Here is a 23,986-nt window from a genome sequence, read left to right as displayed (position 1 = left end):
CCGGCACCGGCCGGGGGCGAGGGCGGCGCCGTGTCGACCGGTGGCCGGCGAGGCGTGCGGGGACTTGCCGAGGTGCCGACGCGTCCGGAGCCGGAGCAGCGCGCGACCGGACGGCGCCACCGGGCGGCACGGCTCGGCGAGACGGCCGCGTCAGGCGGTGGCGCAGTCGGGGAGGGCGGGCTCCAGCCGGCCCGAACGGGGCGCCGACCGCGTCGGGCACATCACCGCGAGCGGCGGGATCGCCGCGTACGAGCTGCCCTCACCGTCGCCCGAACCGCACGGCATCGCCCCGGCCCCGACGGCGCTCTGTGGGCCGCCCCTGAGACGGGCGGAGTCGCGCGGGTGGCCCCGTGGGACACGCCGTGGCGACGGGCCGGTATCCCCTCGGCGGGAAAAACACCGAGGGCACCCGTCTCACCCGGGTACGGCGGTGTGCGCGTACCGGCGGGAGGAGGGCGCCCCCGGCGACAGAACCGGTGTCCGGTCAGGCCTTGGCCCGGGCCTCGGACTTCGCCTTGGACGAGGGGGCAATGACCCTGATCTTGGACTTGTCCAGCGCCATCACCAGTCCGGTGATGACCACGAACAGCGCGAGCGGGATCAGCACGTAGAGGCCCAGCGTCTGGATGACGCTCAGGCCATGGCCGGGGTCGTCGCCGTCGTCGCGGGTCAGCGCGAGCGCGGGGGACGACATGAGCAGCATCATCAGCGTCGTACCGGCGGCCAGGGCGCCGGCGCGCAGGGCGTTCTTCTTGTCCACGATCTCAAGTTAGCGAACCACCCGGAAGGCCGCGCGCGCGGGGTCCGGTACCGGGCGTTCACCCGTCTCCGAGCTGTGCGAACACAGCGAGCAGGGCGCGCAGCCGGGGTGCGGCCGTCAGTTCCTCCAGCGGCACCGGCCGGCCCTCGCGGTCCGCGATCGGCAGCCGCCAGTTCGGGTACTGGTCCCAGGTTCCCGGCAGGTTCTGCGGGCGGCGGTCGCCGACGCCGTCCGGGAGCCAGACACCGATCAGCCGGGCCGGGGTGCGCAGCAGGAAGCGGTGGACGGCGCGGATCTCCTCCTCCTCGTCGGTGCCGGGCGGCCCGGCGGCCGTCAGGTCCAGCAGGCCGAGGCTGCCGAGCAGGGCGAGCCACTCGGCGGTGTCGGCGACCGCCTCCGCGCGTTCCTCGACCGCCGGGCGGGTGAGCAGGCCCAGGCGGTCGCGCAGGTCGACGTGGTCGCCGGTGAGCCGGGCGGCGGTGGGCGGCAGATCGTGGGTGGTGGCGGTGGCCAGGCAGTCGGCGCGCCACCGGTCGGGCGGCAGCGGGCGGCCGTCGCCCTCCCAGTCGCGTTCGAACCACAGCACCGAGGTGCCGAGCACCCCGCGCCGCTGCAGGGTCTCGCGGACGCCGGGCTCGACGGTGCCCAGGTCCTCGCCGATGACGACGGCCCCGGCGCGGGTGGCCTCCAGGGCGAGGATCGCGAGCATGGCGTCGGCGTCGTAGCGGACGTAGGTGCCCTCGGTGGGCGGGCTGCCCTGCGGGACCCACCACAGCCGGAACAGACCCATGACGTGGTCGATGCGCAGGGCTCCGGCGTAGCGGAAGAGGGCGCGCAGGAGATCGCGGTAGGCGGTGTATCCGGAGGCGGCGAGGCGGTCGGGGCGCCAGGGCGGCAGACCCCAGTCCTGGCCGCGGGCGTTGAAGGCGTCGGGCGGGGCGCCGACGGACATGCCGGCGGCGAACACGTCCTGCTGCGCCCAGGCGTCGGCGCCGGCCGGGTGCACACCGACGGCGAGGTCGTGCACGATCCCGACCGGCATGCCGGCCTCGCGGGCGGCGCGCTGGGCGGCGCGCAGCTGGCCGTCGGTGAGCCAGGCGAGGCGGGCGTGGAACTCGATCCGGTCGGCGAGCTCGGCGCGGGCGCGGGCGGTGGCGGCCGAGCCGGGGTCGCGCAGGCCCTCGGGCCAGGTGTGCCAGTCGGAGCCGTGGGCCTCGGCGAGGGCGTACCAGGTGGCGTGGTCGTCGAGGGCCTGGCCGTGGGCGGCGCGGAAGTCGTCGTAGGCGGCCCGGCGGCCGGGGCCCAGGGGGACGGCGAGCACCCGTTCCAGTGCCTCCCGCTTCAGCTGCCACACCGCGTCGCGGTCGATGAGGGCGCCCTTGTCGAGGACGGCGGCGCGCAGCCGCCCGGCCCGCTCCAGCAGGCCGTCGAGCCGCTCGCGGTCCGCGACGTACGCGTACTCGGGGATGTCCTCGATCCGCAGGTGCACGGGGTCGGGGAAGCGGCGGGAGGAGGGGCGGTACGGGGAGGGGTCGGTGGGGGCGCCGGGTACGGCCGCGTGCAGTGGGTTGACCTGCACGAATCCGGCGCCGGCGGTGCGTCCGGCCCAGCCGGCCAGCTCGGCGAGGTCACCGAGGTCGCCCATGCCCCAGGAGCGGCGGGAGAGCAGGGAGTACAGCTGGACGAGGAGGCCGTGGGAGCGGCCGGGCGGGGCGGGCAGCCGGTCGGGCGCGACGACGAGGTGGGCGTGGCCGGTGCGGCCGTCGGGGGCGGCGGCGGTGAGGCGGTGCACGCCGAGCGGGAGGTTCCAGGTCCCGTCCCGCTCCTCCCCCTCCTCGGTCCGCACGCGCAGGCGGGTGCCGGGCGGCAGCGCGGCGAGGGCGGCGGGGCCCTGCGCGTCGCCGGCCCAGTGCACGACCGTGGGCGGCAGCAGGCGCTCGCGCAGTGCGCGTTCGCGGGCGGCGAGCCCGGTGCGTACGGCGTCGGGTCCGGCCGCGTCGACGCCGAGGGCGGCCAGCGCGGCGACCACGGCGGAGGCGGGGACCGGGACGCTGCGGCCCGGGGCGGGGCTGTAGGAGGTGGCGACCCCGTGCAGCTCGGCGAGCCGGGACAGCTCCGCGCCCGCGAGGTCCTCGAACGCCGCGGCCATCTACAACCCCGCGCCGAAGCCGTCGGACTCGCTGGTCAGCGGGGTGGCCTCGGCGAGCGGCGGCTCGCTGGTCAGGGGCTCGGCGTCGGGCAGGGGCGGTTCGCTGGTCAGCGGGGCCTGGGCGCAGGCGCTCTCGGCGCTGAAGACGCACAGCGGTGCCTCGGCGGTCGTGGCGGACGGCTCCGCCACGGGTTTCCACTGGGCCGGGATCGAGAGTCGAGCCGGTGCGGCCACGGGGGTCTCCTTCGGGTGGGTCGGTCGGTCGCGTCGGATGGTGCGGCTTTGAACGGGTTACGGCAGGCCTACCCCGAGACGGCGTCCGCACGCGCGGCCGTTTTCGGAGCACCCGTGAGGGCGGGCTGTGATCCGGCACCGGACCGGTGATCGGCAGAGAGGGCGTGAGACGGGTCCGCCCCCTGGGGGCCGGCGGGAGAGCGACGGGGGCGCCGACGGGGACGCGGCGCTGCCGCGGGCCGTCGCCGCGGGGGACGCGGCCGCGATGGCCGCGCCCGCCGGGACCACCGTGTTCGCGGTGTGGTCCGCCGGTCGGCTGGACAGCTATCGGGACCCCGACCGCCGGGTGCCGGTCGTGGCGCCGGCCCCGCTGCCGGACTCGGCCGTGACCGGGGGGAGCCGGTACAGCCCCTCGGCGGAGCTGGACCGTACGGCCGTACGCCCCTGGTGGCCGCGCCGCCTGGCCCGGCTCGTGCTGCCGACCGTCCTAGGCCTGTCTGACAATTCGAGCCGGCTGCCGGCCTCCGGCTGTGTCTCGGCCGTGTACAGGGGCGGCCACGGCGTGCAGGGGAGCGCGCCGACGGTGTGGGCGTGGCCGATGCAGCCGGGCGTGGAGAGGGGCGCGTGGGCGGCGGCGCCGGGCGCGTTCGCGCCGGGCGCCGCCCGGTACGCCGTGCGCGGCGCACGCCCTGGGGGACCCGGCTGAACACCGCCCCGGATCTCAGGCGGAGATGCCGTCGATCCGGGCCAGAGCGTCATCCGCACCATACGGCTGCAGATAGGGCAACCACCGTGGGTCCCGGTGCCCCGTACCGATGATCCGCCAGGCCAGCCCGGTCGGCGGAGCCGGCTTGTGCCGCAGCCGCCACCCGAGTTCGACGAGGTGGCGGTCGGCCTTGACGTGGTTGCAGCGGCGGCAGGAGGCCACCACGTTGTCCCAGACGTGCTTGCCCCCGCGGCTGCGCGGGATGACGTGGTCGACGCTGGTTGCGACGCCACCGCAGTACATGCACCGGCCGCCGTCGCGGGCGAAGAGCGCGCGCCGGGTGAGCGGAACGGGCCCCCGGTAGGGAACCCGTACGAATCGCTTGAGCCGGACCACGCTGGGTGCGGGGACTGTGACGGTCGCGCTGTGCATGAAGGCGCCGGATTCCTCCAGGGAGACGGCCTTGTTCTCCAGGACGAGGACGAGCGCGCGGCGGAGCGGTACGACGCCGAGCGGCTCGTACGACGCGTTGAGGACCAGGACATGCGGCACGGGTGCCTCCTTGGGCGTCGGCGGCGCGTGGCTCGCGCCGGGACGATCTGCAGTCAGTCTCCCCTCAGGCCTGGTGGAAGCGCCACCATCTCCCGGTAACGGGCTGGGAGTGTTTTCGACCACATCCGATTCATCCCCCGGATCATGGCCGGTTCAAGCCAGGTGAGCCCTGTCTCTCCTGCGCCCCTCCTTGGCTGATCCGCGCGGGGCACACACAATGCCCCGTTAGTGTGGTGGTCCTGTCCGTCCGGTGACCTTTTCGTGACCTTGAAGACCGTGACCACCCCGCCGGTACGGACCGCGCAGCACCTTGGAGGTACCTGCCGTGTCGTCCTTGCCCGCCGTCCTCGTGGCCGCCGGTGCGTCGCCGACCCCGTCCCCGTCACCCTCCCGGTCGACGCCGACCGTGCCGTCGATCCAGGACGCCCAGCAGAGCGCGACGAACGCGGCGAGCTGGGTCGAGCAGAACTGGTCGACCTGGCTCGCGATGGGCCTGCAGATCCTGCTGATCGTGGTCGTGGCGGTGGCACTGCGCGCGGCGGTGCGGCGGGCGATCACCAAGCTGATCGACCGGATGGGCCGCACCGCGCAGGCCGTGGACGGCACGGCGCTGGGCGGGCTGCTGGTCAACGCCGAGCGGCGGCGGCAGCGGTCGGCGGCGATAGGTTCCGTGCTGCGGTCGGTGGCGAGCTTCCTGATCATGGGCACGGCCGCGCTGATGGTGCTGTCCACCTTCAAGATCAACCTGGCGCCGCTGCTGGCGTCGGCCGGTGTGGCCGGTGTGGCGATCGGTTTCGGCGCGCGGAACCTGGTCACGGACTTCCTCTCCGGCGTGTTCATGATCCTGGAGGACCAGTACGGCGTCGGGGACGTGATCGACGCGGGGGTGGCCACCGGCGAGGTGATCGAGGTCGGGCTGCGGGTGACCAAGCTGCGCGGGTCCGACGGCGAGATCTGGTACGTCCGCAACGGCGAGGTCAAGCGGATAGGCAACCTCTCGCAGGGCTGGGCGACGGCGGGCGTGGACGTCACCGTGAGGTCGTCCGAGGACCTGGACCAGGTCAAGGCCACCCTCGACGACGTCGCCGAGCACATGAGCAAGGAAGAGCCCTGGAACGAGATGCTGTGGGGCCCCGTGGAGGTGCTCGGCCTGGACTCCGTCCTGATCGACTCCATGGTGGTGCGGGTGTCGGCCAGGACGATGCCGGGCAAGGCGCTGACGGTCGAGCGGGAGCTGCGCTGGCGGATCAAGCGGGCGTTCGACCGGGCGAGCATCCGCATCGTGGGCGGCGCGACGGCGACGGAGGACGTCGAGGACGTCCCGGACCCGACGGCGGCGGTGGCGGCGCCGTCGGTGTACGCCAACGCGGACTCCACGCAGTCGGTTGCGGCAGCACCCATCGTTTCCCAGCGGTCGGCACCTCCGGCGAAGTAGCGGAACGGTTCGGCACACACGTTCGAGTGAACAGGTGGGGCATTCCGGCGCCGAGGGCGCACGGGGTGCCCCATCGTTCTGCACGGGGCGCCCGGCGTGGGCTTAGCCTGGCATCAGTGCGACAAGGAGAAGCGATGAGCGCCGAACCGATCATGGAGCCGGTCATGACGCAGGTGGACCCCATTGACCTGTTGATCGCATTCGAAGAGGCCTCGCCGATGCCGATTCGACCGGAGTATGTCGAGGGTACGGTCATCGTGCCGCCGCAACCGAACGACAATCACAACCACGGCGCCGGGGAAGTGTTCTACCAGTTCCGGACAGCCGGATTCGGCCTTGTGGGTTTCGGCAACGGATATCGCGCCGCCCACGAGGACGGCAAGACCATGGCTTTGATCATTCCGGACTTCTACGTCCGCCGTCGCCGAGCTACAGAACTCGACGAGTCGTACCGCAAGGCCAACAAGGGCTGGTACCCCGTCGACATGATCGCCCTCGTCGGTGAAGTCACCTCCACCAACCACGAGACCGACACCGGCCCCAAGTTCCGCACCTACGCCGCTGCCGGCATTCCCGTCTACGTCCTGATCAACCGCCACTCCAGGACGGCCCACTGCTACACCGACCCGATCCTCCCTGGTGACGACCCCACCGAGGCGTACTACGCCACCGACACCAAGGTCACCCTCGGCGATCCCCTCCCCCTCCCAGCGCCGTACCCCACCCTCGACACCACCCCCTTCCTGGACCGCTGAACCCGAGGGCCCCCGGCTCCGAGACAACAACCCCGTCACCTCGGGGCCGCTGTCTATTGACGCCCCCTTCCTCCTGGGCATACGTTCCTCGCACCACAATAGGAAACTTTCCTAACAGTGATCTCCCCACGGCCGGTGATCAAGGCTGGACGCCGTGCCCGGGTCACTGAAGAGCTGAGTGGCTGGAAAGGCAGGTGTCGCACTCCATGGCAGGAACCGCCGGTACGCCGGGCACCCCGCGCGTGCTGCGCGCCATGAACGACCGTGCCGCACTGGACCTCCTGCTGGAGCACGGGCCGCTCTCGCGCACCCGGATCGGCAAGCTCACCGGCCTGTCCAAGCCCACCGCCTCACAGCTGCTGGCCCGCCTGGAGGCGGCCGGACTGGTCCGGGTGACCGGCACCAGCGAGGGCCGGCCGGGCCCCAACGCCCAGCTGTACGCCGTCAACCCCACCGCCGCGTACGCCGCCGGGCTCGATGTCACCCCCGACCGCATCCGCGCCGCCGTCGCCGACATCACCGGCCGGACGGTGGGCGAGTCCGAGCTGCCCACACCCGGGCGGCACCCGGCACAGCCCGTCGTCCAGCAGGTCGGCGACGCGCTCGACGGTGCCGTGAAGGCCGCCGGGCTCGCCCGGTCCGATGTGCACCGGCTGGTCATCGGCACCCCGGGCGCCTTCGACCCCCACACCGGCCGGCTGCGCTACGCCTCCCATCTGCCGGGCTGGCACTCCCCCACCCTGCTCGGTGACCTCGCGGCGGCGCTCCCCATGCCCGTCGAGTACGAGAACGACGTCAACCTCGTCGCCCTCGCCGAACAGCGGCTGGGGGCCGCCCGGGGCCACCGGGACTTCGTGCTGCTGTGGAACCAGGAGGGGCTCGGTGCCGCCCTGGTCCTCGGCGGCCGGCTGCACCGCGGCTGGACCGGCGGCGCCGGCGAGGTCGGCTTCCTGCCGGTGCCGGGTACGCCCCTGGTGCGCCAGGTGGCCAAGGCCAACACCGGCGGCTACCAGGAGCTGGCCGGCTCCCGGGCCATACCGGGGCTGGCCCGCGAACTCGGCATCGAGGACGTGCCGTCGGGGCCGTGCACGGAGGTCGCCGCCGAACTCGTCGCGCGTGCCGCCGACCACGCGAGCGGCCCCTACCGGACGCTGCTGCGGAGCTACGCGACACGGCTCGCCATCGGTCTCGCCTCGCTCGTCTCCGTCCTCGACCCCGAACTCGTCGTGCTCAGCGGCTCGGCGCTGACGGCCGGCGGCGAGGTGCTGCGCGCCCTCGTCCAGGCCGAGCTGGAGGAGCTGGCCGCGACCCGCCCCCGGCTGGTGGTCGGTCACGTCCAGGAACACCCCGTCCTGCGCGGCGCGCTGGAGTCCGCGCTCGTCGCCACCCGCGACGAGGTCTTCGACACCTCGCGCTGACCCCGGCGGCACCCCCTCCTGTCCCTCGGGGACACGGCTCCGCACGCGGTACAGGTGTCCGTACGCCTGGCGGAAGTCCCCGCAAGAACCAGCGAAGGGTCAACCCCGATATGAAACTCACCGTGGTCGGCGGAGGCTCGACCTACACCCCCGAACTCGTCGACGGCTTCGCACGCCTCAGGGACACCCTGCCCATCGGGGAACTGGTCCTCGTGGACCCGGCCGCCGAACGCCTGGAGCTGGTCGGCGGCCTGGCCCGGCGCATCTTCGCCCGGCAGGGCCACGGCGGCCGGATCGTCACCACCGCCGACCTGGACGCGGGCGTCGACGGCGCCGACGCGGTGCTGCTGCAACTGCGCGTCGGCGGGCAGGCGGCCCGGCAGCAGGACGAGACCTGGCCGCTGGAGTGCGGGTGCATCGGCCAGGAGACCACCGGCGCGGGCGGCCTCGCCAAGGCGCTGCGCACGGTCCCGGTGGTCCTGGACATCGCGGAGCGGGTCCGCCGTACCAACCCGCGCGCCTGGATCATCGACTTCACCAATCCGGTCGGCATCGTCACCCGCGCCCTGCTCCAGGCGGGGCACCGGGCGGTCGGGCTGTGCAACGTGGCGATCGGCCTCCAGCGGAAGTTCGCGGGGCTGCTCGGCGTGACGCCGGCGGATGTGCACCTCGCCCATGTGGGACTCAACCACCTCACGTGGGAAACCGGTGTGCGCCTGGGCGGCCCGGAGGGTGACGACGTCCTGCCGAGGCTCCTCGCCGACCACGGCGACGCGATCGCCGGCGACCTGCGCCTCCCACGCCCCCTGCTGGACCGCCTGGGCGTGATCCCCTCCTACTACCTGCGCTACTACTACGCCCACGACGAGGTCGTGGGCGAACTGCGCACCAAGCCGTCCCGTGCCGCCGAAGTCGCCGCGATGGAACGGGAGTTGCTGACGATGTACGGCGACCCGGCGCTGGACGAGAAGCCCGCGCTGCTCGCCAGGCGCGGCGGCGCCTACTACTCGGAGGCGGCCGTGGACCTGGCGGCGGCGCTGCTCGCCGGTGGTGGCAGCCCGTACCAGGTGGTGAACGCGTACAACCGGGGCACGCTGCCCTTCCTGCCCGACGACGCGGTGATCGAGGTGCAGGCGGCGGTCGGTCCGAACGGTCCGGTCCCGCTGCCGGTACCGGAGCCGGACCCGCTGTTCGCCGGGCTGATCGCCAACGTGACGGCGTACGAGGACCTGGCGCTCCAGGCGGCGCTGCGCGGCGGCCGCGACCGGGTCTTCCGCGCCCTGCTCGCCCACCCGCTGATCGGCCAGTACGGGTACGCCGACACCCTGACCGACCAGTTGATCGCACACAACCGGGAGCACCTCGCGTGGGCCTGACCTCGACCGTGCTCGCGGTGGACGCGGGCAACAGCAAGACCGACGTGGCCGTGGTCACCGCCGCCGGGGAGGTCCTGGCCACGGCACGCGGCGGCGGCTTCCGCCCGCCCGCGGTGGGCGTGCCGGCGGCGCTGGACGCGCTGGGCGAACCGGTCGCGCGGGCCCTCGCCGACGCGGGCGTCACGTCGGTGGCGCATGTGTCGGCCTGCCTGGCCAACGCGGATCTCCCCGTGGAGGAGGAGCGGTTGGCGACCGCGCTGGCGGAACGCGGCTGGGGTGCGTCCGTGGAGGTCCGCAACGACACCTTCGCGATCCTGCGGGCGGGCGTCGCCGAGCCGCGCGGGGTGGCCGTGGTGTGCGGGGCGGGCATCAACTGCGTCGGCATGCGCCCCGACGGCCGTACCGCGCGATTCCCGGCCCTCGGCCGTATCTCCGGTGACTGGGGCGGCGGCTGGGGGCTGGCCGAGGAGGCGCTGTGGCACGCGGCCCGCGCGGAGGACGGCCGGGGCGGCCCGACGGCCCTGGCCCGCACCCTGCCCGCGCACTTCGGCCTGCCCACGATGTACGCGCTGATCGAGGCGCTGCACCTGGAGCACATCCACAGACACCGCCGGCACGAGCTGGCTCCGGTGCTGTTCGCGACGGCCGCCGCGGGCGATGCGGTGGCCCGCGCGATCGTCGCCAGACTCGCGCAGGAGGTGGCCGTGATGGCCACGGTGGCGCTGACCCGCCTGGAGCTGCTCGACGAGGAGACGCCGGTGCTGCTCGGCGGCAGCGTCCTGACGGCCGGCCACGCCCTCCTCGACGACGGCCTCCGCGCCCTGCTGACGGCCCGTGCCCCGAAGGCCGACGTCCGCGTGGTGACGGCGCGCCCGGTCCTGGGCGCGGCCCTGCTGGGCCTGGACCGGCTGGGCGCGGGGGCGGCGGCGCGGGCGCGGGCGCGGGAGCACTGGGAGCTGTCCGGAAAACGCCCCTGAGCCAGCGGAACCGATCCGCCCCGGCCGGCGTGTTCATTCGCAGGGGGTGGTGCGCCGGGCACCGCGCGCCGCCGGACACACTGCGATCCGATCAAGATCCAGTGAAGGCCGGTGCGGATGTCAGTCCCGGCGGCGATACTTGGCGGCGAACGGATGACCATGGGGGAGGTCAGGTGACACACCCGCCGAAGAGCGCAGCACCGCCGATGGCGGGCCCCGGTGCGCCCGCCGCCCCCGGCATCCCCGCGCAGCCCGCCCGGCCGGCCCCCGCGGGCTCCCCCGCGCCGCCCGCCCGGCGGACCGCCTTCGCCGAGGGTGTCGACCGGCTGCGGACCGCGGCGACCACCGAGCCGGGGCGGCTGCGGATCATCGGGGCCGTCCTCGCGCTGCTGGTCGTGGCGTTCGGCGCGGTCACCGCCTGGCAGGCCAGTGAGCGGGCGGCCGCCGCCGACGACGTGCTGCACCGCAGCCAGCCGCTCAGTTCGGGCGCTGCGGACATCTACCGGTCGCTGGCGGACGCCAACACGGCCGCCTCCAGCGGGTTCCTGGCGGGCGGCCAGGAGACGGCCGCCGCCCGGGACCGGTACGAGAAGGACATCCGGACCGCCGCCGCGGGGCTGGTGACCGCCGCCGCCAACGCCGAGCCGGGCTCGGCCTCCGAGACGACGATCGCCAAGCTGAACAGGCTGCTGCCCGAGTACAAGGGCCTCGTCGAGCGCGCCCGGACGTACAACCGGCAGGGATATCCGGTCGGCGGCGCCTATCTGCGCTACGCCAACGAGAAGATGCAGAAGGAGATGCTCCCGGCGGCGGAGGATCTCTACACCAAGGAGAACGCCCGGCTCGACGCCGACTACGCGGACGCGACGCCGTATCCGTGGATCGCCATCGCGCTCGGTGTGCTCGCGCTGGCCGCGCTCGGCTGGGCCCAGCACCGCTCGTACCGGCGGACGAACCGCGTGCTCAACCACGGTCTGGTCGCGGCCAGCGCCGCCACCACGGTCGCCCTGCTGTGGCTGGTCGTCGGCCACGCGGTGGCCCGCGCGGAGCTGAACGGCTCCTACGACCACGGAGTCCGCTCGCTGACGGTGCTGCACGACGCCAGGATCGCCTCGTTGAAGGCGCGGGGGAACGAGAACCTGAGCCTGGTCGCGCGCGGCGCCGAGACGATCACGGTGGGCGGAAAGACGTACGACGCCTACTACCACGACTTCGACAAGGACATGGCCGTGCTCGGCAAGGGCCTGACCGGGGCGGAGAAGCTCGCCGACGACCAGGGCGGGCGTACGCCGGTGAAGGCGGCCGAGGGGAACATGGCGGTGTGGAAGCAGCGCCACGCCTCCGCCCGCAGCGAGGACGAGGACGGCAACTACCAGCAGGCGCTGGACAAGGTCATCGGCGCCAAGGGCGCCACCGGTGAGTGCTTCGACAGCGTCGACCGCAATCTCGCCCAGGCCATCGACCATGAGCAGGGCGAGTTCCAGCGGGCCGCCGGTGACGGGCGGGACGCGATGGCGGGGCTGCCGGTGGGCGCGGCCGTGCTCGCGGTGCTCGGCGCGGCCGTCGCGCTGGCCGGCATCGGGCGCAGACTCTCGGAGTACCGGTGACAGGGGGCATGACGATGTACGCGGCGCGTGTACGGGCCTCCCTGCGGGGCTGGGGCGGGGTCGGCGCGATGGCGGTGCTGTGCGCGCTCGCCCTCGCGTTCGCCCTGCTGCTGCCGTGCACCCAGAAGGCACCGGCCGAAGGCGGGGCCGGCGGGCAGCGGGTGGCCGCCGGCATCCAGGCCCGCGCCGGGGGCTGCGACGCCTCCGAGGCGCAGGACCAGACGCTGTCGCCGTCCGGTGCGGACGGCCCCACCATCGACGCGATCAAGGCCCGTACGGGCGCCAGGCGCAAGCTGATCGTCGGTGTCGACCAGAACAGCTACCACTGGGGCTACCGCAACCCGAACACCGAGGGCGCGGAGCTGGAGGGCTTCGACATCGACCTGGTGCACCGGATCGCGCAGGACCTCCTCGGCGACCCGGAGGCGGTGCAGTTCAAGGCGATACCGACCAGCCAGCGGATCTCCGCGATCCAGGACGGGCGGGTGGACATGGTCGTGCGCACGATGACGATCACCTGCGAGCGGTTGTCCCAGGTCGCGTTCTCGGCGCCCTACTTCAAGACCGGCCAGCAGGTCCTGGCGCCCAAGTCGTCGTCCATCACCGGCTACAACGACACCCTGGCGCACAAGCGGATCTGCACGGCCGCGGGTTCGACGGCGTACACCAAGCTGGACGCCGACCGGAAGAGCGGTGCCCTGCCCTCCTCCACGGACATCTCCACCACCGTCCCGAACCAGCTGGACTGCCTGGTCAGGCTGCAACTCGGCGAGGTGGACGCGGTGGTGACCGACGGCGCGCTCGCCGCCAGCCAGGCCGCACAGGACCCGACCGTCGAACTGAAGGGCCGGGCGTTCACGACCGAGTACTACGGCGTGGCGATGAAGAAGGACGCATCCGATCTGGTACGCCGGGTCAACCGCGTTCTGGTGGACTACCGCTCCAGCGGCTGGCAGGCGTCGTACGACACCTGGCTTTCGGCGACACTGGGGAAGGACCCGAGCGCGTCCAAGCCGCCCGCGCCGCGGTATCTGCGGACGAGTTGAGCCACATCCGACCGGAAGACCGGAACACTGAAACGCAGCGAGAGGTGATCGATGGGCGTCACGGACCCCGCCGGGCCGGTGATGGACCGGGACGAGGTGGACCGTGCGCTGGCGCGGCTCGGCCAGGAGCACGAGGCGATCGAGACCTCGCTGCTGGCGCTGCAGGACCACGCGGGCCGCAGACTCCTCGAAGGCGCCGAACTGACCGGCGTGACCAAAGAGCGCTGGCAGGCCACGGAAGCCCGGATCACCCTGCTCTGGGGGTACTTCGACGCCTACGCCGACGCGCTGCGCACCGCCCGCGAGATCCGCGCCCGGCGCCGCTGGTCCAGCCGTGAGGACCTGCAGGAGCTGACCGAGCTGCTGCGCGGGCAGTCCGTCACCGTCGCCGGGAACGGCCGGCTCAGCGAGTCCTTCTCACTGGCCGCGCTGGTCGACCGGATGAACGAGCTGTACGCGACGAGCCTGGACCTGGTCGTCGCCGCCGACGCGGTGTGGTCGGCGCTGCCCGCGCGGATCGATCTGCTCGCCGCGGAACTCCAGCGCACCCGGGCGCTCGCGCACTCCGTCGGCGTACGCCCCGGCGAGCACCCGGCGGGTGACGACCTGGAGCGGATCACGCGCACCCTGGCCAGGCTGCGGGAGGACGTCATCGCGGACCCGCTCGCCTTCTGGGTGCCGGCCGAGGGCAGTTCGGCGCCGGGCGGCGGCCGTCCGGACACCCTGGTGTACGACCGTGAGGCGCGCGCCCTGGAGGACGTGCGCCGGGAGATCGACGCCGTGCTGACCGTCCGGCAGGACGCGGAGGCGCGGCTGATCCGGCTGCGGGACGTGCTCTCGCGCGCGGACCGCACCCTCGCCGAGGCCCGCACCGCGCGCGGCGAGGTGCTGGCGAAGATCGCGGCGACCGAGGTGCCGGTGGTCAGCGGCCCGCCGACGGTGCTGCAGGAGCAGCTGGCGACGGCGGCCGAGTACCGTCGGCAGGCCCAGTGGCACCGGCTCTCCCCGCTCCTGGAATCCCTGGAGCAGAAGGCCGAGGACGAACTGCTGCGTGCCCGCGAGTCGTTGACCGCGGTCACCGCACCGCTCGCGGTCCGCGCCGAACTGCGCGGCCGGCTCGACGCGTACAAGGCGAAGGTGGCCCGGCACGGGCTCGCCGAGGACCCGTTCCTGGTCGAGCGGTACGACGCGGCCCGGCGGATGCTGTGGAGCGCGCCCTGCGACCTGCGGGTGGCCGAGCAGGCCGTGCTGCGCTACCAGCAGCTGGCGGCCGAGCTGCTCGGCGGCGCCGGTGCGCCCGAGGACCGCAAGGGGGAGCAGTCATGAGCCAGCCGGGACAGAGCTGTCAGCGGCCGGGCTGCGAGGGGTCGTACGAGGACGTCGGCGGCGGTGAGCTGTACTGCGACACCTGCGGCCTGGCACCGGTGGTGTCGGCTGGGGGTCCCCCGTCGGGGACGGGCATGGTCGGCTCGCTGCCCACCGGGCTGACCAAGGGCGCGGCGGACAGCGGCAGTTCCCGCAGCAGCTCGCCTACGTCCTCGCAGTCGTCGAGGTCGCGCCGCTCGGTGTCCGGCCGGCTCTCCCGGTCCCTGTCGGGCCGGTCCACCGGGCACTCGGTGTCGGTGCGCAGCTCCGGCTCCTCCTCCGGCCCGTCCACGCGCGGCCGGCTCGGCGCCGGGCTGGTGAACGTGCCGCAGGTGCCCCGGCCCGACCCGCGCGCCATGGTGCTGGAGAACCCGGAGGTGCCCGAGCGGAAGCGGTTCTGCTCGCGCTCGGCCTGCGGGGCACCGGTGGGCCGGGCCCGGGGCGACCGGCCGGGGCGCACGGAAGGTTTCTGCACCAAGTGCGGGCACCCGTACTCCTTCGTGCCGAAGCTGAGGGCCGGGGACGTGGTGCACGGGCAGTACGAGGTCGCCGGCTGTCTCGCGCACGGCGGGCTCGGCTGGATCTATCTCGCCGTGGACCGGGCCGTCTCCGACCGGTGGGTGGTGCTCAAGGGTCTGCTGGACACCGGTGACCAGGACGCGATGGCGGCGGCGATCTCCGAGCGGCGCTTCCTCGCGGAGATCGAGCACGCCAACATCGTGCGGATCTACAACTTCGTGGAACACCTGGACCAGCGCACCGGCTCCCTCGACGGCTACATCGTCATGGAGTACGTCGGCGGCAAGTCACTGAAGGAGATCGCCAACGCCCGCCGCACGCCGGACGGCCGGCGCGATCCGCTGCCGGTGGAGCAGGCGTGCGCGTACGGCATCGAGGCGCTGGAGGCCCTCGGCCACCTGCACAGCCGCAACCTCCTCTACTGCGACTTCAAGGTCGACAACGCCATCCAGACCGAGGACCAGCTCAAGCTGATCGACATGGGCGCGGTGCGGCGCATGGACGACGAGGAGTCGGCGATCTACGGCACGGTCGGCTACCAGGCGCCGGAGGTCGCCGAGGTCGGCCCGTCGGTGGCGAGCGACCTGTACACGGTGGGCCGCACCCTCGCCGTCCTCACCTTCGACTTCCAGGGCTACACGAACGTCTACGCCGACTCCCTCCCTGATCCCGACACCATCGACGTCTTCCGCCGCTACGAGTCCTTCTACCGGCTCCTGGTCCGCGCCACCGACCCCGACCCCGCCCGCCGGTTCTCCTCCGCGCAGGAGATGGCCGAGCAGCTGACCGGCGTGCTGCGCGAGGTGGTCTCCCTGCAGACCGGGCACGCGCGGCCCGCCCTCTCGACCCTGTTCGGCCCCGAGGTCAAGGTCATCGACCGGGAGGTGTTCCCCACGCTGGACGGGGACGTGTCCCTGCTGGGAGCGCGCGAGGTACGGCGCCGGAAGCGGACGACCACGGGCACGGGCACGCGGGGCGCGACGGCCGCTCCCGCCGGGGCACCGGGCCACGGAACCGGCGGGCTCACACCGGAGGCGGCCGGCTACGGAGGCCTGCCCGCACCGGGGGCGGCCGGAGCCCCGGCGACGGCGGGCGGCGCGCCCACAGCGGGCGCGGCCGGTCCCGGAAGCGGGGCATCCGCGGCGGGGGTTCACGGGTCCGGAGGCGCCGGGGGCGTCGTGGCGTCCGTGTCGCCCGGCGTCCCGGTGCCGCTCGCGGCGGCTCTCGTCAAGCCCGTCGACACCCCCGCCACCGCACTCGCCCTGCCGGTCCCGCTGGTCGACCCGGGCGACCCCAACGCGGGCTTCCTGGCCGGTCTGCTGGCCTCCGGGCCGGCCGAGCTGATCAGCGCGCTCGACGCGGCGCCCGCGCAGACCGTGGAGACCCGGCTCCGGCGGATCCGCGCCCGGCTGGAGAGCGGCGACCACCAGGCCGCGCTGATGAGCCTGGCCACCCTGGACGAGGAACGGCCCGACGACTGGCGGGTGGTGTGGTGCCGGGGTGTGGCCGCCCTGGTCACCGGCGACTTCGCGGGCGCCGCGCTCGCCTTCGACGCGATCTACGACGCCTTCCCCGGCGAGGCCGCGCCCAAGCTCGCGCTCGGCCTGTGCGCGGAGGTGCTGGGCCAACTGGACAACGCGGCCGAGTACTACCACCTGGTGTGGTCGACCGACCCGAGTTATGTGAGCGCCGCCTTCGGGCTCGCCCGGGTGCAGTTCGCGGCCGGGAACCGGCACGGCGCCGTGCGGACCCTGGAGTCGGTGCCGGAGTCCTCCATCCACTACACGGCCGCCCGGGTCGCCGCCGTCCGGGCGCGGCTCAGACAGCGCACCGCGACAGCCGGTGACGTACCGTTCCTGGACGACCTGACGGCCGCCGCCGGGCAGGTCGAGGCGCTGGACGCGTACGGCCTGGATCCGGCGCGGCGCGCTCGGTTGGCCGCGGAAGTGCTCGGCTCGGCGCTGGACTGGATACTCTCCGGGGGCCAGGGCACCCGGCAGGCCGCCGGCGGACGGGTGCTGCTGGGCAGCGGTCTGGACGAGCGGGGCCTCCGCTTCGGCCTGGAGCGTGCCTACCGCACGCTGGCCCGGCTGGCGCCCGGCGGCGAGGAGAGGATCGAACTGGTGGAACGGGCGAACCGTTACCGCCCCCGGACGTGGGTGTAGTTGATGTCGCAGATGCCCCAGCAGGCCGCACTGCCGAAGTGCCCGAGCTGCGCGGAGCCCGTCGAGTCGGGTGACCTCTTCTGCGGAGCGTGCGGGTACGACCTCTCCGTCGTACCCGAGCCGCCGCAGGACCATCCGACGCTCACCATGACCGGCTCCGCGACGGGCTCCCGCGGGGACGGCGTGGACTGGCCCGCCCCCGAGCCGGAGAGCTCCGGCGCCCCGCCGGCGGTGCATCTGCCGGCCGATCTGCCCGGCACCGACTCCGGCGGCACACCGCTGCCCGAGCACGCGTCCGGCCCTCAGGGGGGCGCGGGGCAGCAGACCGGTTCCGGGGTGTGCTTCGACCGGCCCGCCGAGCCCGAGGAGTACCCGCTGCAGGCGCCCGACCCGCGCGTGGCCGACAGCCCCGGGAACACAGCCGCGCCCGAGGAGCCCGCGCAGATGTGCGTGGCCTGCCGGGCGGGCCGGGTGGACAGCGACGGCTACTGCGAGAACTGCGGGCACGCCCAGCCCCGTGAACGCGACCACGTGGAGCGCGAGTCGGGCCCGGTGGCCGCCGTCAGCGACCGGGGCCTGCGCCACCACCGCAACGAGGACGCGTTCACCGTCGGCCGGACCACGCTGCCCGACGGCACCCCCGCCGTCCTGGCGATCGTCTGCGACGGCGTGTCCTCCGCGACCCGCCCCGACGACGCGTCGACGGCCGCGTCCCAGGCGGCCGGTGACAGCCTGCTGGCCGCCCTGCCGCGCGGCACGCATCCGCAGACGGCGATGCACGAGGCGATCGTCGCCGCCGCGCAGGCCGTCAACGCGCTCGCCGAGGAACCCGCCACGGCCCGCGAGCACGCCCCGCACCAGAACGCCCCGGCCTGCACGATCGTCGGCGCGGTGGTCACCGCCGGGCTGCTGGTCGTCGGCTGGGTCGGCGACAGCCGCGTCTACTGGGTGCCGGACGACCGCGGCGCACCGGCGGCCCGGCTGACCGAGGACGACTCCTGGGCCGCGCAGATGGTCGCCGCCGGCCTGATGAGCGAGGCCGAGGCGTACGCCGACGAGCGCGCCCACGCGATCACCGGCTGGCTCGGCGCGGATGCCTACGAACTGGAGCCGCACACCGCGTCCTTCAAGCCGGACCGGCCCGGTGTCGTGGTGGTGTGCACCGACGGCCTGTGGAACTACGCCGAGACGGCCGAGGAGATGTCCGAGGTCGTCCCCCCCGACGCGGCCGCGCGCCCGCTGCACAGCGCCCGGGTGCTGGTCGGTCACGCCCTGGACGGCGGGGGCCACGACAACGTAACAGTGGCCGTCGTACCGTTCCCGGCACCGCCCCAGGGGGCAGGATCGGCCTGAGGCCGCAGACGCGCGGACGCGCGGAAGCCTCAAAGGACCGGAGGGGACCGGTCCGTTCACAGTCATCGCCCTGTGCCATCAGGGCGGTCTAGGGGGATTTGAGTACGCATGGCCAATTTCGCGAAGTCGCATGTGCCGCAGTTCTCGATGGACGTCTACCAGAACGCGTACCTGCCCGAGGGCGGGCGCGAGGTCAACGCCATCGTCACCGTGACGGCGACCGGCGGCGGCACCGTCGGCAGCACCGTGGCCCCGGTGTACCCGCAGGGCCACGGCCCGTCCGCCGCGGTGGCGGTCATGGTCGACTGCTCCGGCTCCATGGACTACCCGCCGACCAAGATGCGGGGCGCCCGGGACGCCACGGCCGCCGCGATCGACGCCCTGCGCGACGGCACGCACTTCTCGGTGATCGGCGGCACGCATGTGGCCAAGGAGGTCTATCCGGGCGGCGGACGGCTCGCGGTCGCCGACCCCGCCACCCGCGAGCAGGCCAAGCAGGCGCTGAGGCGGCTCAGCGCGGGCGGCGGTACGGCCATCGGCACCTGGCTGCGCCTGGCGGACCGGCTGCTGAACTCGGCGGACGTCACCATCCGGCACGGCATCCTGCTCACCGACGGCCGCAACGAACACGAGTCGCCCCAGGATCTGAGGGCCGCGCTGGAGTCCTGTGCCGGACGGTTCACCTGTGACGCGCGGGGCGTGGGCACCGACTGGGAAGTGAAAGAAGTCACAGGGATCGCCTCGGCGCTGCTCGGCACGGCCGACATCGTCGCCGACCCGGCCGGCCTCGCCGCCGACTTCACGCGGATGATGGAGACCGCGATGGGCAAGGAGGTCGCCGACGTCTCGCTCAGGGTGTGGACGCCGGTCGGCACGGCCATCCGGTTCGTCAAGCAAGTCGCCCCCACCGTCGAGGACTTGACCGCCCGCCGCGCCGAGGCCGGGCCGCGTGCCGGGGACTATCCGACCGGGTCCTGGGGCGACGAGTCCCGCGACTACCACCTGTGCGTCCAGGTGCCGCCGGCCGGCCTCGGCCAGGAGATGCTCGCCGCCCGGGTCTCCCTGGTCGTGCCACAAGCGGACGGATCGGTACAGAACCTGGGCGCGCAGGGTCTGGTACGGGCCGTGTGGACCGACGACATGACGGCCTCGACCTCGATCAACCCCCAGGTCGCCCACTACACCGGGCAGGCCGAACTGGCACAAGCCATCCAGCAGGGGCTCGACCTTCGCAAAGCGGGCGATTTCGATGGGGCAACGGCCAAACTGGGGCGCGCTGTTCAGCTCGCCAGCGCCTCCGGGAACGCCGATACTGCGAAACTGCTTGCGAAGGTGGTGGACGTGGTCGACGCCGCGACAGGTACTGTGCGGTTGAAGACGAAGGTCACGGAGGCGGATGAGATGACTCTGGAGACCCGGTCCACCAAGACTGTTCGTGTAAAGAAGTGACCCAGTAGGACATCCGGAGAAGGGGAAGCGCCGACATGCCGACCTGCCCGAACGGACACCAGTCGGGTTCCGACGACTGGTGCGAGGTCTGCGGTCACCGCATGGCCGGTGCCGTACCTCCGCCCCCTCCGCCGCCCCCGCCCGCGGGCGGCTACGGCTTCCCGCCGCCGCAGGGCGGTCCGGCCGGCGGACGCCCGCCGGCCGCGTCGGCCCCGGAGCCGGAGCTGTGCCCGCAGTGCCGTACGCCCCGCGAGGGCGGCGCGCCCTTCTGCGAGGAGTGCCGGTGGAACTTCCTGACCAACACGGCCACCTCGTACACCCCGGCAGCGCCGCACTCGCCGCAGCCGCGGTTCCAGCCGCCGAGCGCGACGTACGGCGGCGGTGACGGATACGAGTACCGGGGCTCGCGGCCCTCGCAGGTGAACCGGCCCGCCGAGCCGATCCCGTCCTTCGGCAGCGAGCCGTCGGGCCCGACGCCGTTCGGCGGCGGCCCGGGTCAGGGTCCCGGTGCTCCCGGCGGGCCCGGTGGTTTTGGTGCTCCCCCCGGCTTCGGCGGCGGTCCGGGGCAGGGTCCCGCGCAGGGGCAGGGCCCGGCCGGCGGGCCCGCCGGTCCGCCGCCCTTCGGTCGTGAGCCGTCCGGCCCGTCCGGTCCGTCCGGCCCGTCGGCTCCGGGTGGCCCGTACGGCCGTGAGCCCTCCGGCCCCGGTGGCCCCCGGCCGCCCGCGCCGACCCAGGGCGGCCCCGGCACGCCCGGCCCCTCCGGCTTCGGCGGCGCCCCGTCGCGTCCGGTGCCCCCGCCGCCCGGCCCCACCCCGCCCACCGGTCCCGGCGGTGCCCCGCAGGCGTACCAGCAGTCCGGTCCGCCCGCGCCGCCCGCGTTCCCGCAGGAGACCGGCCGGCCCCCGGCCGGTGGTCCGCCCTCCGGCGGCCCGTCCTTCGGTGGCCGTGAGGACGACTGGGTGATCTCCCCGCCGTCGTCCGCCGGCCCCGCGGGACCGGGACAGCCGCAGGGTCCCGGCGGCGGGCAGGCCGGCGGATACGGCTACCCGCAGCCCGGCGCCGCACAGGCCCCGCCCGGCGGCCCCGGCTTCCCGCACCAGCCCGCGGGACCGGCCACCTGGACGGTGACCATCGGCCCGGACCGCGCGTACTTCATGGCGATGATGCACCGGTCCGGCCCCGAGGCCGCGGGTCTCAACCTGCCCGCGTACTCGCCCGAGCAGCAGCGCACGCTCAGCGGCAACCAGATCACCATCGGCCGCCGCCGGCACTCCACCGGCGACACCCCCGACATCGACCTGGCGGTGCCCCCGGAGGACCCGGGTGTCTCGCACCAGCACGCGGTGCTGGTGCAGCAGCCGGACGGCAGCTGGGCGGTCGTCGACCAGAACTCGACCAACGGCACCACGGTCAACATGTCCGAGGAGCCGATCCAGCCGTTCGTGCCGGTTCCGCTGCAGGACGGCGACCGGGTGCACGTGGGCGCCTGGACGACGATCACCATCCGGCGCGGCTAGCAGGGATCAGGTGCCGGCGGGAGTCAGGGCAGGGGCCAGGCGTACGGCCCCTCCGGCTCGTCCAGCCACGCCCAGGTGTGCTCGCCGGCGACCGTGACGCCGTACCGTTCGCGCTCCGGCGTGCCCTCGCGCTCCCACAGCGCGTAGGCCTCCTGCGGATCGAGGGTGCCCCGGGTCAGGGCGAGCAGGAAGCGGAACGTCTCCTGCTCCCGGGCCCGGGCCGGCAGCCCGGCGAGCGACACGCCCTCCGGCTGCGGCCTGCCCCCGCCGCGCAGCGGTACGAAGTAGGCGGCCGAGGACAGGAAACGGCCCTCGGCGTGTGCCGCGTCCCGCGCCGTGAGCGCGAGCAGACCGGTGGCCAGCGGGGTCAGGATCCGGGCGCCGGGACGGCACTGGGCGAGCCAGGCGCGCGGGACCGTGGACAGTTCACAGGTGGCGATGACCCGGTCGAACGGGGCGCGTTCGGGCACCCCGCGCGCGCCGTCGCCGGTGACGACGGCCGGGTGGTGTCCGGCCGCGGCCAGGTGCCTGCGGGCCGACTCGGTGATCTCCGGTTCCAGGTCGATGGTGGTGACGAGGTCGTCGTCGCCGAGCCGGTGGGCGAGCAGGGCGGCGTTGTAGCCGGTGCCGGCGCCCACCTCCAGGACCCGGTCGCCGTCCTCGACCGCCAGCGCGACCAGCATCAGGGCCATCAGGGAGGGCTGGCTGCTGGAGGAGACCAGCTCGCCGTCGCGCAGCCGGGTGGCGAGCGGTACGTCCGCGTAGGCGCCGCGCACCCAGCGGGCGCGGGCCTCGGGGTCGGGGCTCTCGCCCCAGCGGCGTTCGAAGCCGTGTGCACCGGCGACGTAGTAGTACGGCACGAACAGGTGCCGGGGCACCGCCGCGAACGTCTCCCGCCACACCGGGTCCCCGGCGAAGGCCCCGTCGGCGTCGATCTCCCGCACCAGCGCGGCCCGTGCGACGGCGGCCAGGCGGTCGGTCTCGGTGTCGTAGGCGCCCATGGCTCCACAGTAGGGCCGCGCCGCCTCCCTGGGTCCTAGGCCTTGAGTCCTGGGTCACCGGGTCTGAGACCATGGACGGGTGAATGAGATTCGGCGCGGCACGCTTCAGGAGCAGACCTTCTACGAGCAGGTCGGCGGGGAGGAGACCTTCCGCCGGCTGGTCCACCGTTTCTACGAGGGAGTCGCCGAGGACCCGTTCCTGCGGCCGATGTACCCGGAGGAGGACCTGGGCCCGGCCGAGGAGCGCCTCGCCCTGTTCCTGATGCAGTACTGGGGCGGCCCCACCACCTACAGCGACAACCGCGGCCACCCCCGGCTGCGCATGCGGCACGCCCCGTTCACCGTGGACCGGGCGGCGCACGACGCCTGGCTGCGGCACATGCGGGTGGCCGTCGACGAACTCGGTCTGTCCGAGGAGCACGAGACGACGCTGTGGAACTACCTGACGTACGCCGCCGCGTCGATGGTCAACACACCGGAATGACGAACGGCCGTCGGTGAACGGGCTGGTTCAGCGCACGCTGACGCCGAGGGGCCCCAGCCCGGCCCGCCGTACCGCGACGGACCCGTAGGGGGTGCGCAGCCGCAGCCACGGTCCGGAGGAGAACAGCCCGGTGTCGGCCGGATCGGCGCCCGGCCGCAGGAAACCCAGGGACTGGGCGGCGTGCACGGCCCGCACCGGAAGCCCGGTCCGCCCTATCTCCCGGGACCAGATGTCCCGCCCGATCCGGTCCAGCTCCGCGCGGGTACGGCCGTCCGGTGCCAGTTCCTGCGTACGGGACCGGAACTCGGTGACCGCCGCGGCGACGGTCGCCCGCAGCGTGTCCGGGGCGGGCAGCCCCGGCTCGGCCTGCCAGCCGCCGCGCGGCGGCAGCACCCCGGCCCACGGGGGACCGGTCACCGCGGCCGGTACGGCGGCGGTGGCCGCGCGTTCGTCCACGGACTCCAGGAACTCACCGGCGGAGACGGTCACGTCGAGGGTGACGTCGAGCCCGTTCTCGTACGGCTTCGCCAGCCGTACCGCGCGTACGGCCAGGACCTCGAAGGACGGCGGGCGGCCGAAGACGGCGAGCGCCGTGCCGGCCGCCTGCAGGCGCACCGCGGCTCCACGGTCGTAGTGGAGCAGCCGGGAGAGGAAGGCGGCGAGGTCGGCCGCCTCCGTCTCGTCGGCCAGGTGCAGCACCGTCATGCGGCGACGGCCTCCTCGTCGGCGTCGTCCTGGTACTTCCGCAGGAACTCCCGCTCCTCGGCGGTGATCCGGCGCGGCCGCTGCCCCTCGAAGTCGAACGGCACCACGACGGTGCGGGCGCGCACGTACACGGCCTCCTCGTCCTTCACCTCGTAGGAGACGGTGAAGGACGCGGCCTTGATCTCCGTGACCCACAGCTCGATGTCCACGGGCGTGGGCCGGTGGACGAGCTGCCGTTTGTAGTCGATCTCATGGCGCGCCACCACGGACCCCTGCTTGGACTCCTTGCCGCGGTGGGACAGGAAGTCGATGCGAGCCTCCTCCAGGTAGCGGAGGAAGATCGCGTTGTTGACATGTCCGTACGCGTCCATGTCCGACCAGCGCAGCGGGCAGCGGTAGATGTGGCGCAAGTT

Annotated in this window: 22 protein-coding genes; 14 read left to right on the top strand and 8 right to left on the bottom strand. The window is 73.9% G+C overall.

Annotated features, from left to right (window positions below; genetic code table 11):
* Positions 1-484: 484 nt before the first annotated feature.
* Genes ABT171_RS20790 through ABT171_RS20780 form a run of 3 tightly spaced genes read right to left on the bottom strand, consistent with a single transcriptional unit; the run spans position 485 to position 3,143 of the window.
* Positions 485-760 (bottom strand): hypothetical protein, encoded by a 276-nt coding sequence (locus ABT171_RS20790; RefSeq protein WP_351245828.1) that lies wholly within the window; start codon positions 758-760, stop codon positions 485-487.
* 58 nt (positions 761-818) lie between these two features.
* Complete coding sequence (gene malQ, locus ABT171_RS20785; RefSeq protein WP_351245826.1) at positions 819-2,909, bottom strand: 4-alpha-glucanotransferase; 2,091 nt, start codon at positions 2,907-2,909, stop codon at positions 819-821.
* A complete protein-coding gene (locus ABT171_RS20780) occupies positions 2,910-3,143 on the bottom strand; it encodes a hypothetical protein (RefSeq protein ID WP_351245824.1) in 234 nt (77 codons plus the stop codon).
* Between the two features lie 127 nt (positions 3,144-3,270).
* Between ABT171_RS20780 and ABT171_RS20775 the strand changes: the two genes are divergently transcribed.
* On the top strand, positions 3,271-3,849 hold the full coding sequence (locus ABT171_RS20775) for a hypothetical protein (RefSeq protein WP_351245822.1): 579 nt from the start codon (positions 3,271-3,273) through the stop codon (positions 3,847-3,849).
* A 15-nt stretch (positions 3,850-3,864) separates the two neighbouring features.
* On the opposite strand, the gene ABT171_RS20770 is transcribed toward ABT171_RS20775, so the two are convergent.
* Complete coding sequence (locus ABT171_RS20770; RefSeq protein ID WP_351245820.1) at positions 3,865-4,401, bottom strand: HNH endonuclease; 537 nt, start codon at positions 4,399-4,401, stop codon at positions 3,865-3,867.
* A 325-nt stretch (positions 4,402-4,726) separates the two neighbouring features.
* Here ABT171_RS20770 and ABT171_RS20765 point away from each other — a divergent pair, with 325 nt between their 5' ends.
* The 8 genes from ABT171_RS20765 to ABT171_RS20730 all read left to right on the top strand — a co-directional run bounded on the left by ABT171_RS20765 (position 4,727) and on the right by ABT171_RS20730 (position 14,341).
* Positions 4,727-5,836 (top strand): mechanosensitive ion channel family protein, encoded by a 1,110-nt coding sequence (locus tag ABT171_RS20765; protein WP_351245818.1) that lies wholly within the window; start codon positions 4,727-4,729, stop codon positions 5,834-5,836.
* 134 nt (positions 5,837-5,970) lie between these two features.
* Positions 5,971-6,591, top strand: a complete 621-nt coding sequence (locus tag ABT171_RS20760) for a Uma2 family endonuclease (protein WP_351245817.1) — start codon at positions 5,971-5,973, stop codon at positions 6,589-6,591.
* 206 nt (positions 6,592-6,797) lie between these two features.
* A complete protein-coding gene (locus ABT171_RS20755; RefSeq protein WP_351245815.1) occupies positions 6,798-8,009 on the top strand; it encodes an ROK family transcriptional regulator in 1,212 nt (403 codons plus the stop codon).
* A 110-nt stretch (positions 8,010-8,119) separates the two neighbouring features.
* Positions 8,120-9,385 (top strand): 6-phospho-beta-glucosidase, encoded by a 1,266-nt coding sequence (locus ABT171_RS20750; RefSeq protein ID WP_351245813.1) that lies wholly within the window; start codon positions 8,120-8,122, stop codon positions 9,383-9,385.
* Entirely contained in the window at positions 9,376-10,362 is a 987-nt protein-coding gene (locus tag ABT171_RS20745) for an N-acetylglucosamine kinase (protein ID WP_351245811.1), read from the top strand. Before ABT171_RS20750 ends, ABT171_RS20745 begins: the two co-directional genes overlap by 10 nt.
* A gap of 173 nt (positions 10,363-10,535) precedes the next feature.
* The gene (locus ABT171_RS20740; RefSeq protein WP_351245809.1) at positions 10,536-11,969 is read left to right on the top strand and encodes a GlnX family signal transduction membrane protein; all 1,434 of its coding nucleotides are present in this window, start codon (positions 10,536-10,538) and stop codon (positions 11,967-11,969) included.
* A 14-nt stretch (positions 11,970-11,983) separates the two neighbouring features.
* The gene (locus tag ABT171_RS20735; RefSeq protein ID WP_351246009.1) at positions 11,984-13,015 is read left to right on the top strand and encodes a glutamate ABC transporter substrate-binding protein; all 1,032 of its coding nucleotides are present in this window, start codon (positions 11,984-11,986) and stop codon (positions 13,013-13,015) included.
* Between the two features lie 51 nt (positions 13,016-13,066).
* Complete coding sequence (locus ABT171_RS20730; protein WP_351245807.1) at positions 13,067-14,341, top strand: coiled-coil domain-containing protein; 1,275 nt, start codon at positions 13,067-13,069, stop codon at positions 14,339-14,341.
* A 19-nt stretch (positions 14,342-14,360) separates the two neighbouring features.
* Here ABT171_RS20730 and ABT171_RS41925 read toward each other — a convergent pair whose 3' ends face one another.
* Entirely contained in the window at positions 14,361-14,672 is a 312-nt protein-coding gene (locus ABT171_RS41925) for a hypothetical protein (RefSeq protein ID WP_503075883.1), read from the bottom strand.
* On the opposite strand from ABT171_RS41925, the gene ABT171_RS20725 reads away from it, so the two are divergent.
* From ABT171_RS20725 to ABT171_RS20710, 4 genes are all read left to right on the top strand, one after another.
* A complete protein-coding gene (locus ABT171_RS20725; RefSeq protein WP_503075880.1) occupies positions 14,638-17,064 on the top strand; it encodes a serine/threonine-protein kinase in 2,427 nt (808 codons plus the stop codon). The genes ABT171_RS41925 and ABT171_RS20725 overlap by 35 nt on opposite strands.
* 3 nt (positions 17,065-17,067) lie before the next feature.
* Positions 17,068-18,417: a PP2C family protein-serine/threonine phosphatase gene (locus ABT171_RS20720; protein ID WP_351245803.1), complete on the top strand. Its 1,350-nt coding sequence runs from the start codon at positions 17,068-17,070 to the stop codon at positions 18,415-18,417.
* A gap of 108 nt (positions 18,418-18,525) precedes the next feature.
* A complete protein-coding gene (locus ABT171_RS20715; RefSeq protein ID WP_351245801.1) occupies positions 18,526-19,866 on the top strand; it encodes a vWA domain-containing protein in 1,341 nt (446 codons plus the stop codon).
* 35 nt (positions 19,867-19,901) lie between these two features.
* Positions 19,902-21,383 carry an FHA domain-containing protein gene (locus ABT171_RS20710; protein ID WP_351245799.1) on the top strand — a complete coding sequence of 494 codons (1,482 nt, stop codon included), beginning with the start codon at positions 19,902-19,904 and terminating at the stop codon, positions 21,381-21,383.
* Between the two features lie 23 nt (positions 21,384-21,406).
* Here the strand turns inward: ABT171_RS20710 and ABT171_RS20705 are convergent, their stop codons facing one another.
* Positions 21,407-22,384, bottom strand: coding sequence for a methyltransferase domain-containing protein (locus ABT171_RS20705; protein ID WP_351245797.1), 978 nt, complete (start codon positions 22,382-22,384; stop codon positions 21,407-21,409).
* Between the two features lie 79 nt (positions 22,385-22,463).
* Here ABT171_RS20705 and ABT171_RS20700 point away from each other — a divergent pair, with 79 nt between their 5' ends.
* Positions 22,464-22,868, top strand: coding sequence for a globin (locus ABT171_RS20700; protein WP_351245795.1), 405 nt, complete (start codon positions 22,464-22,466; stop codon positions 22,866-22,868).
* Between the two features lie 27 nt (positions 22,869-22,895).
* Here the strand turns inward: ABT171_RS20700 and ABT171_RS20695 are convergent, their stop codons facing one another.
* Both ABT171_RS20695 and ABT171_RS20690 read right to left on the bottom strand, forming a co-directional pair.
* The gene (locus ABT171_RS20695) at positions 22,896-23,573 is read right to left on the bottom strand and encodes a DUF8185 domain-containing protein (RefSeq protein WP_351245793.1); all 678 of its coding nucleotides are present in this window, start codon (positions 23,571-23,573) and stop codon (positions 22,896-22,898) included.
* Entirely contained in the window at positions 23,570-23,983 is a 414-nt protein-coding gene (locus ABT171_RS20690; RefSeq protein WP_351245791.1) for an acyl-CoA thioesterase, read from the bottom strand. Before ABT171_RS20690 ends, ABT171_RS20695 begins: the two co-directional genes overlap by 4 nt.
* Positions 23,984-23,986: the final 3 nt, after the last annotated feature.

This window comes from Streptomyces sp. NPDC001851 (assembly GCF_040297165.1).
Taxonomy (GTDB): domain Bacteria; phylum Actinomycetota; class Actinomycetes; order Streptomycetales; family Streptomycetaceae; genus Streptomyces.
This window is presented reverse-complemented; position numbering and strand designations above follow the sequence as displayed.

Coding starts and splice junctions, on each gene's coding strand:
- ABT171_RS20720 (WP_351245803.1), top strand. CDS start 17,068: ATGTCGCAGATGCCCCAGCAGGCCGCACTGCCGAAGTGCCCGAGCTGC.
- ABT171_RS20735 (WP_351246009.1), top strand. CDS start 11,984: ATGTACGCGGCGCGTGTACGGGCCTCCCTGCGGGGCTGGGGCGGGGTC.
- ABT171_RS20715 (WP_351245801.1), top strand. CDS start 18,526: ATGGCCAATTTCGCGAAGTCGCATGTGCCGCAGTTCTCGATGGACGTC.
- ABT171_RS20730 (WP_351245807.1), top strand. CDS start 13,067: ATGGGCGTCACGGACCCCGCCGGGCCGGTGATGGACCGGGACGAGGTG.
- ABT171_RS20750 (WP_351245813.1), top strand. CDS start 8,120: ATGAAACTCACCGTGGTCGGCGGAGGCTCGACCTACACCCCCGAACTC.
- malQ (WP_351245826.1), bottom strand. CDS start 2,909: ATGGCCGCGGCGTTCGAGGACCTCGCGGGCGCGGAGCTGTCCCGGCTC.
- ABT171_RS20760 (WP_351245817.1), top strand. CDS start 5,971: ATGAGCGCCGAACCGATCATGGAGCCGGTCATGACGCAGGTGGACCCC.
- ABT171_RS20695 (WP_351245793.1), bottom strand. CDS start 23,573: ATGACGGTGCTGCACCTGGCCGACGAGACGGAGGCGGCCGACCTCGCC.
- ABT171_RS20755 (WP_351245815.1), top strand. CDS start 6,798: ATGGCAGGAACCGCCGGTACGCCGGGCACCCCGCGCGTGCTGCGCGCC.
- ABT171_RS20705 (WP_351245797.1), bottom strand. CDS start 22,384: ATGGGCGCCTACGACACCGAGACCGACCGCCTGGCCGCCGTCGCACGG.
- ABT171_RS20710 (WP_351245799.1), top strand. CDS start 19,902: ATGCCGACCTGCCCGAACGGACACCAGTCGGGTTCCGACGACTGGTGC.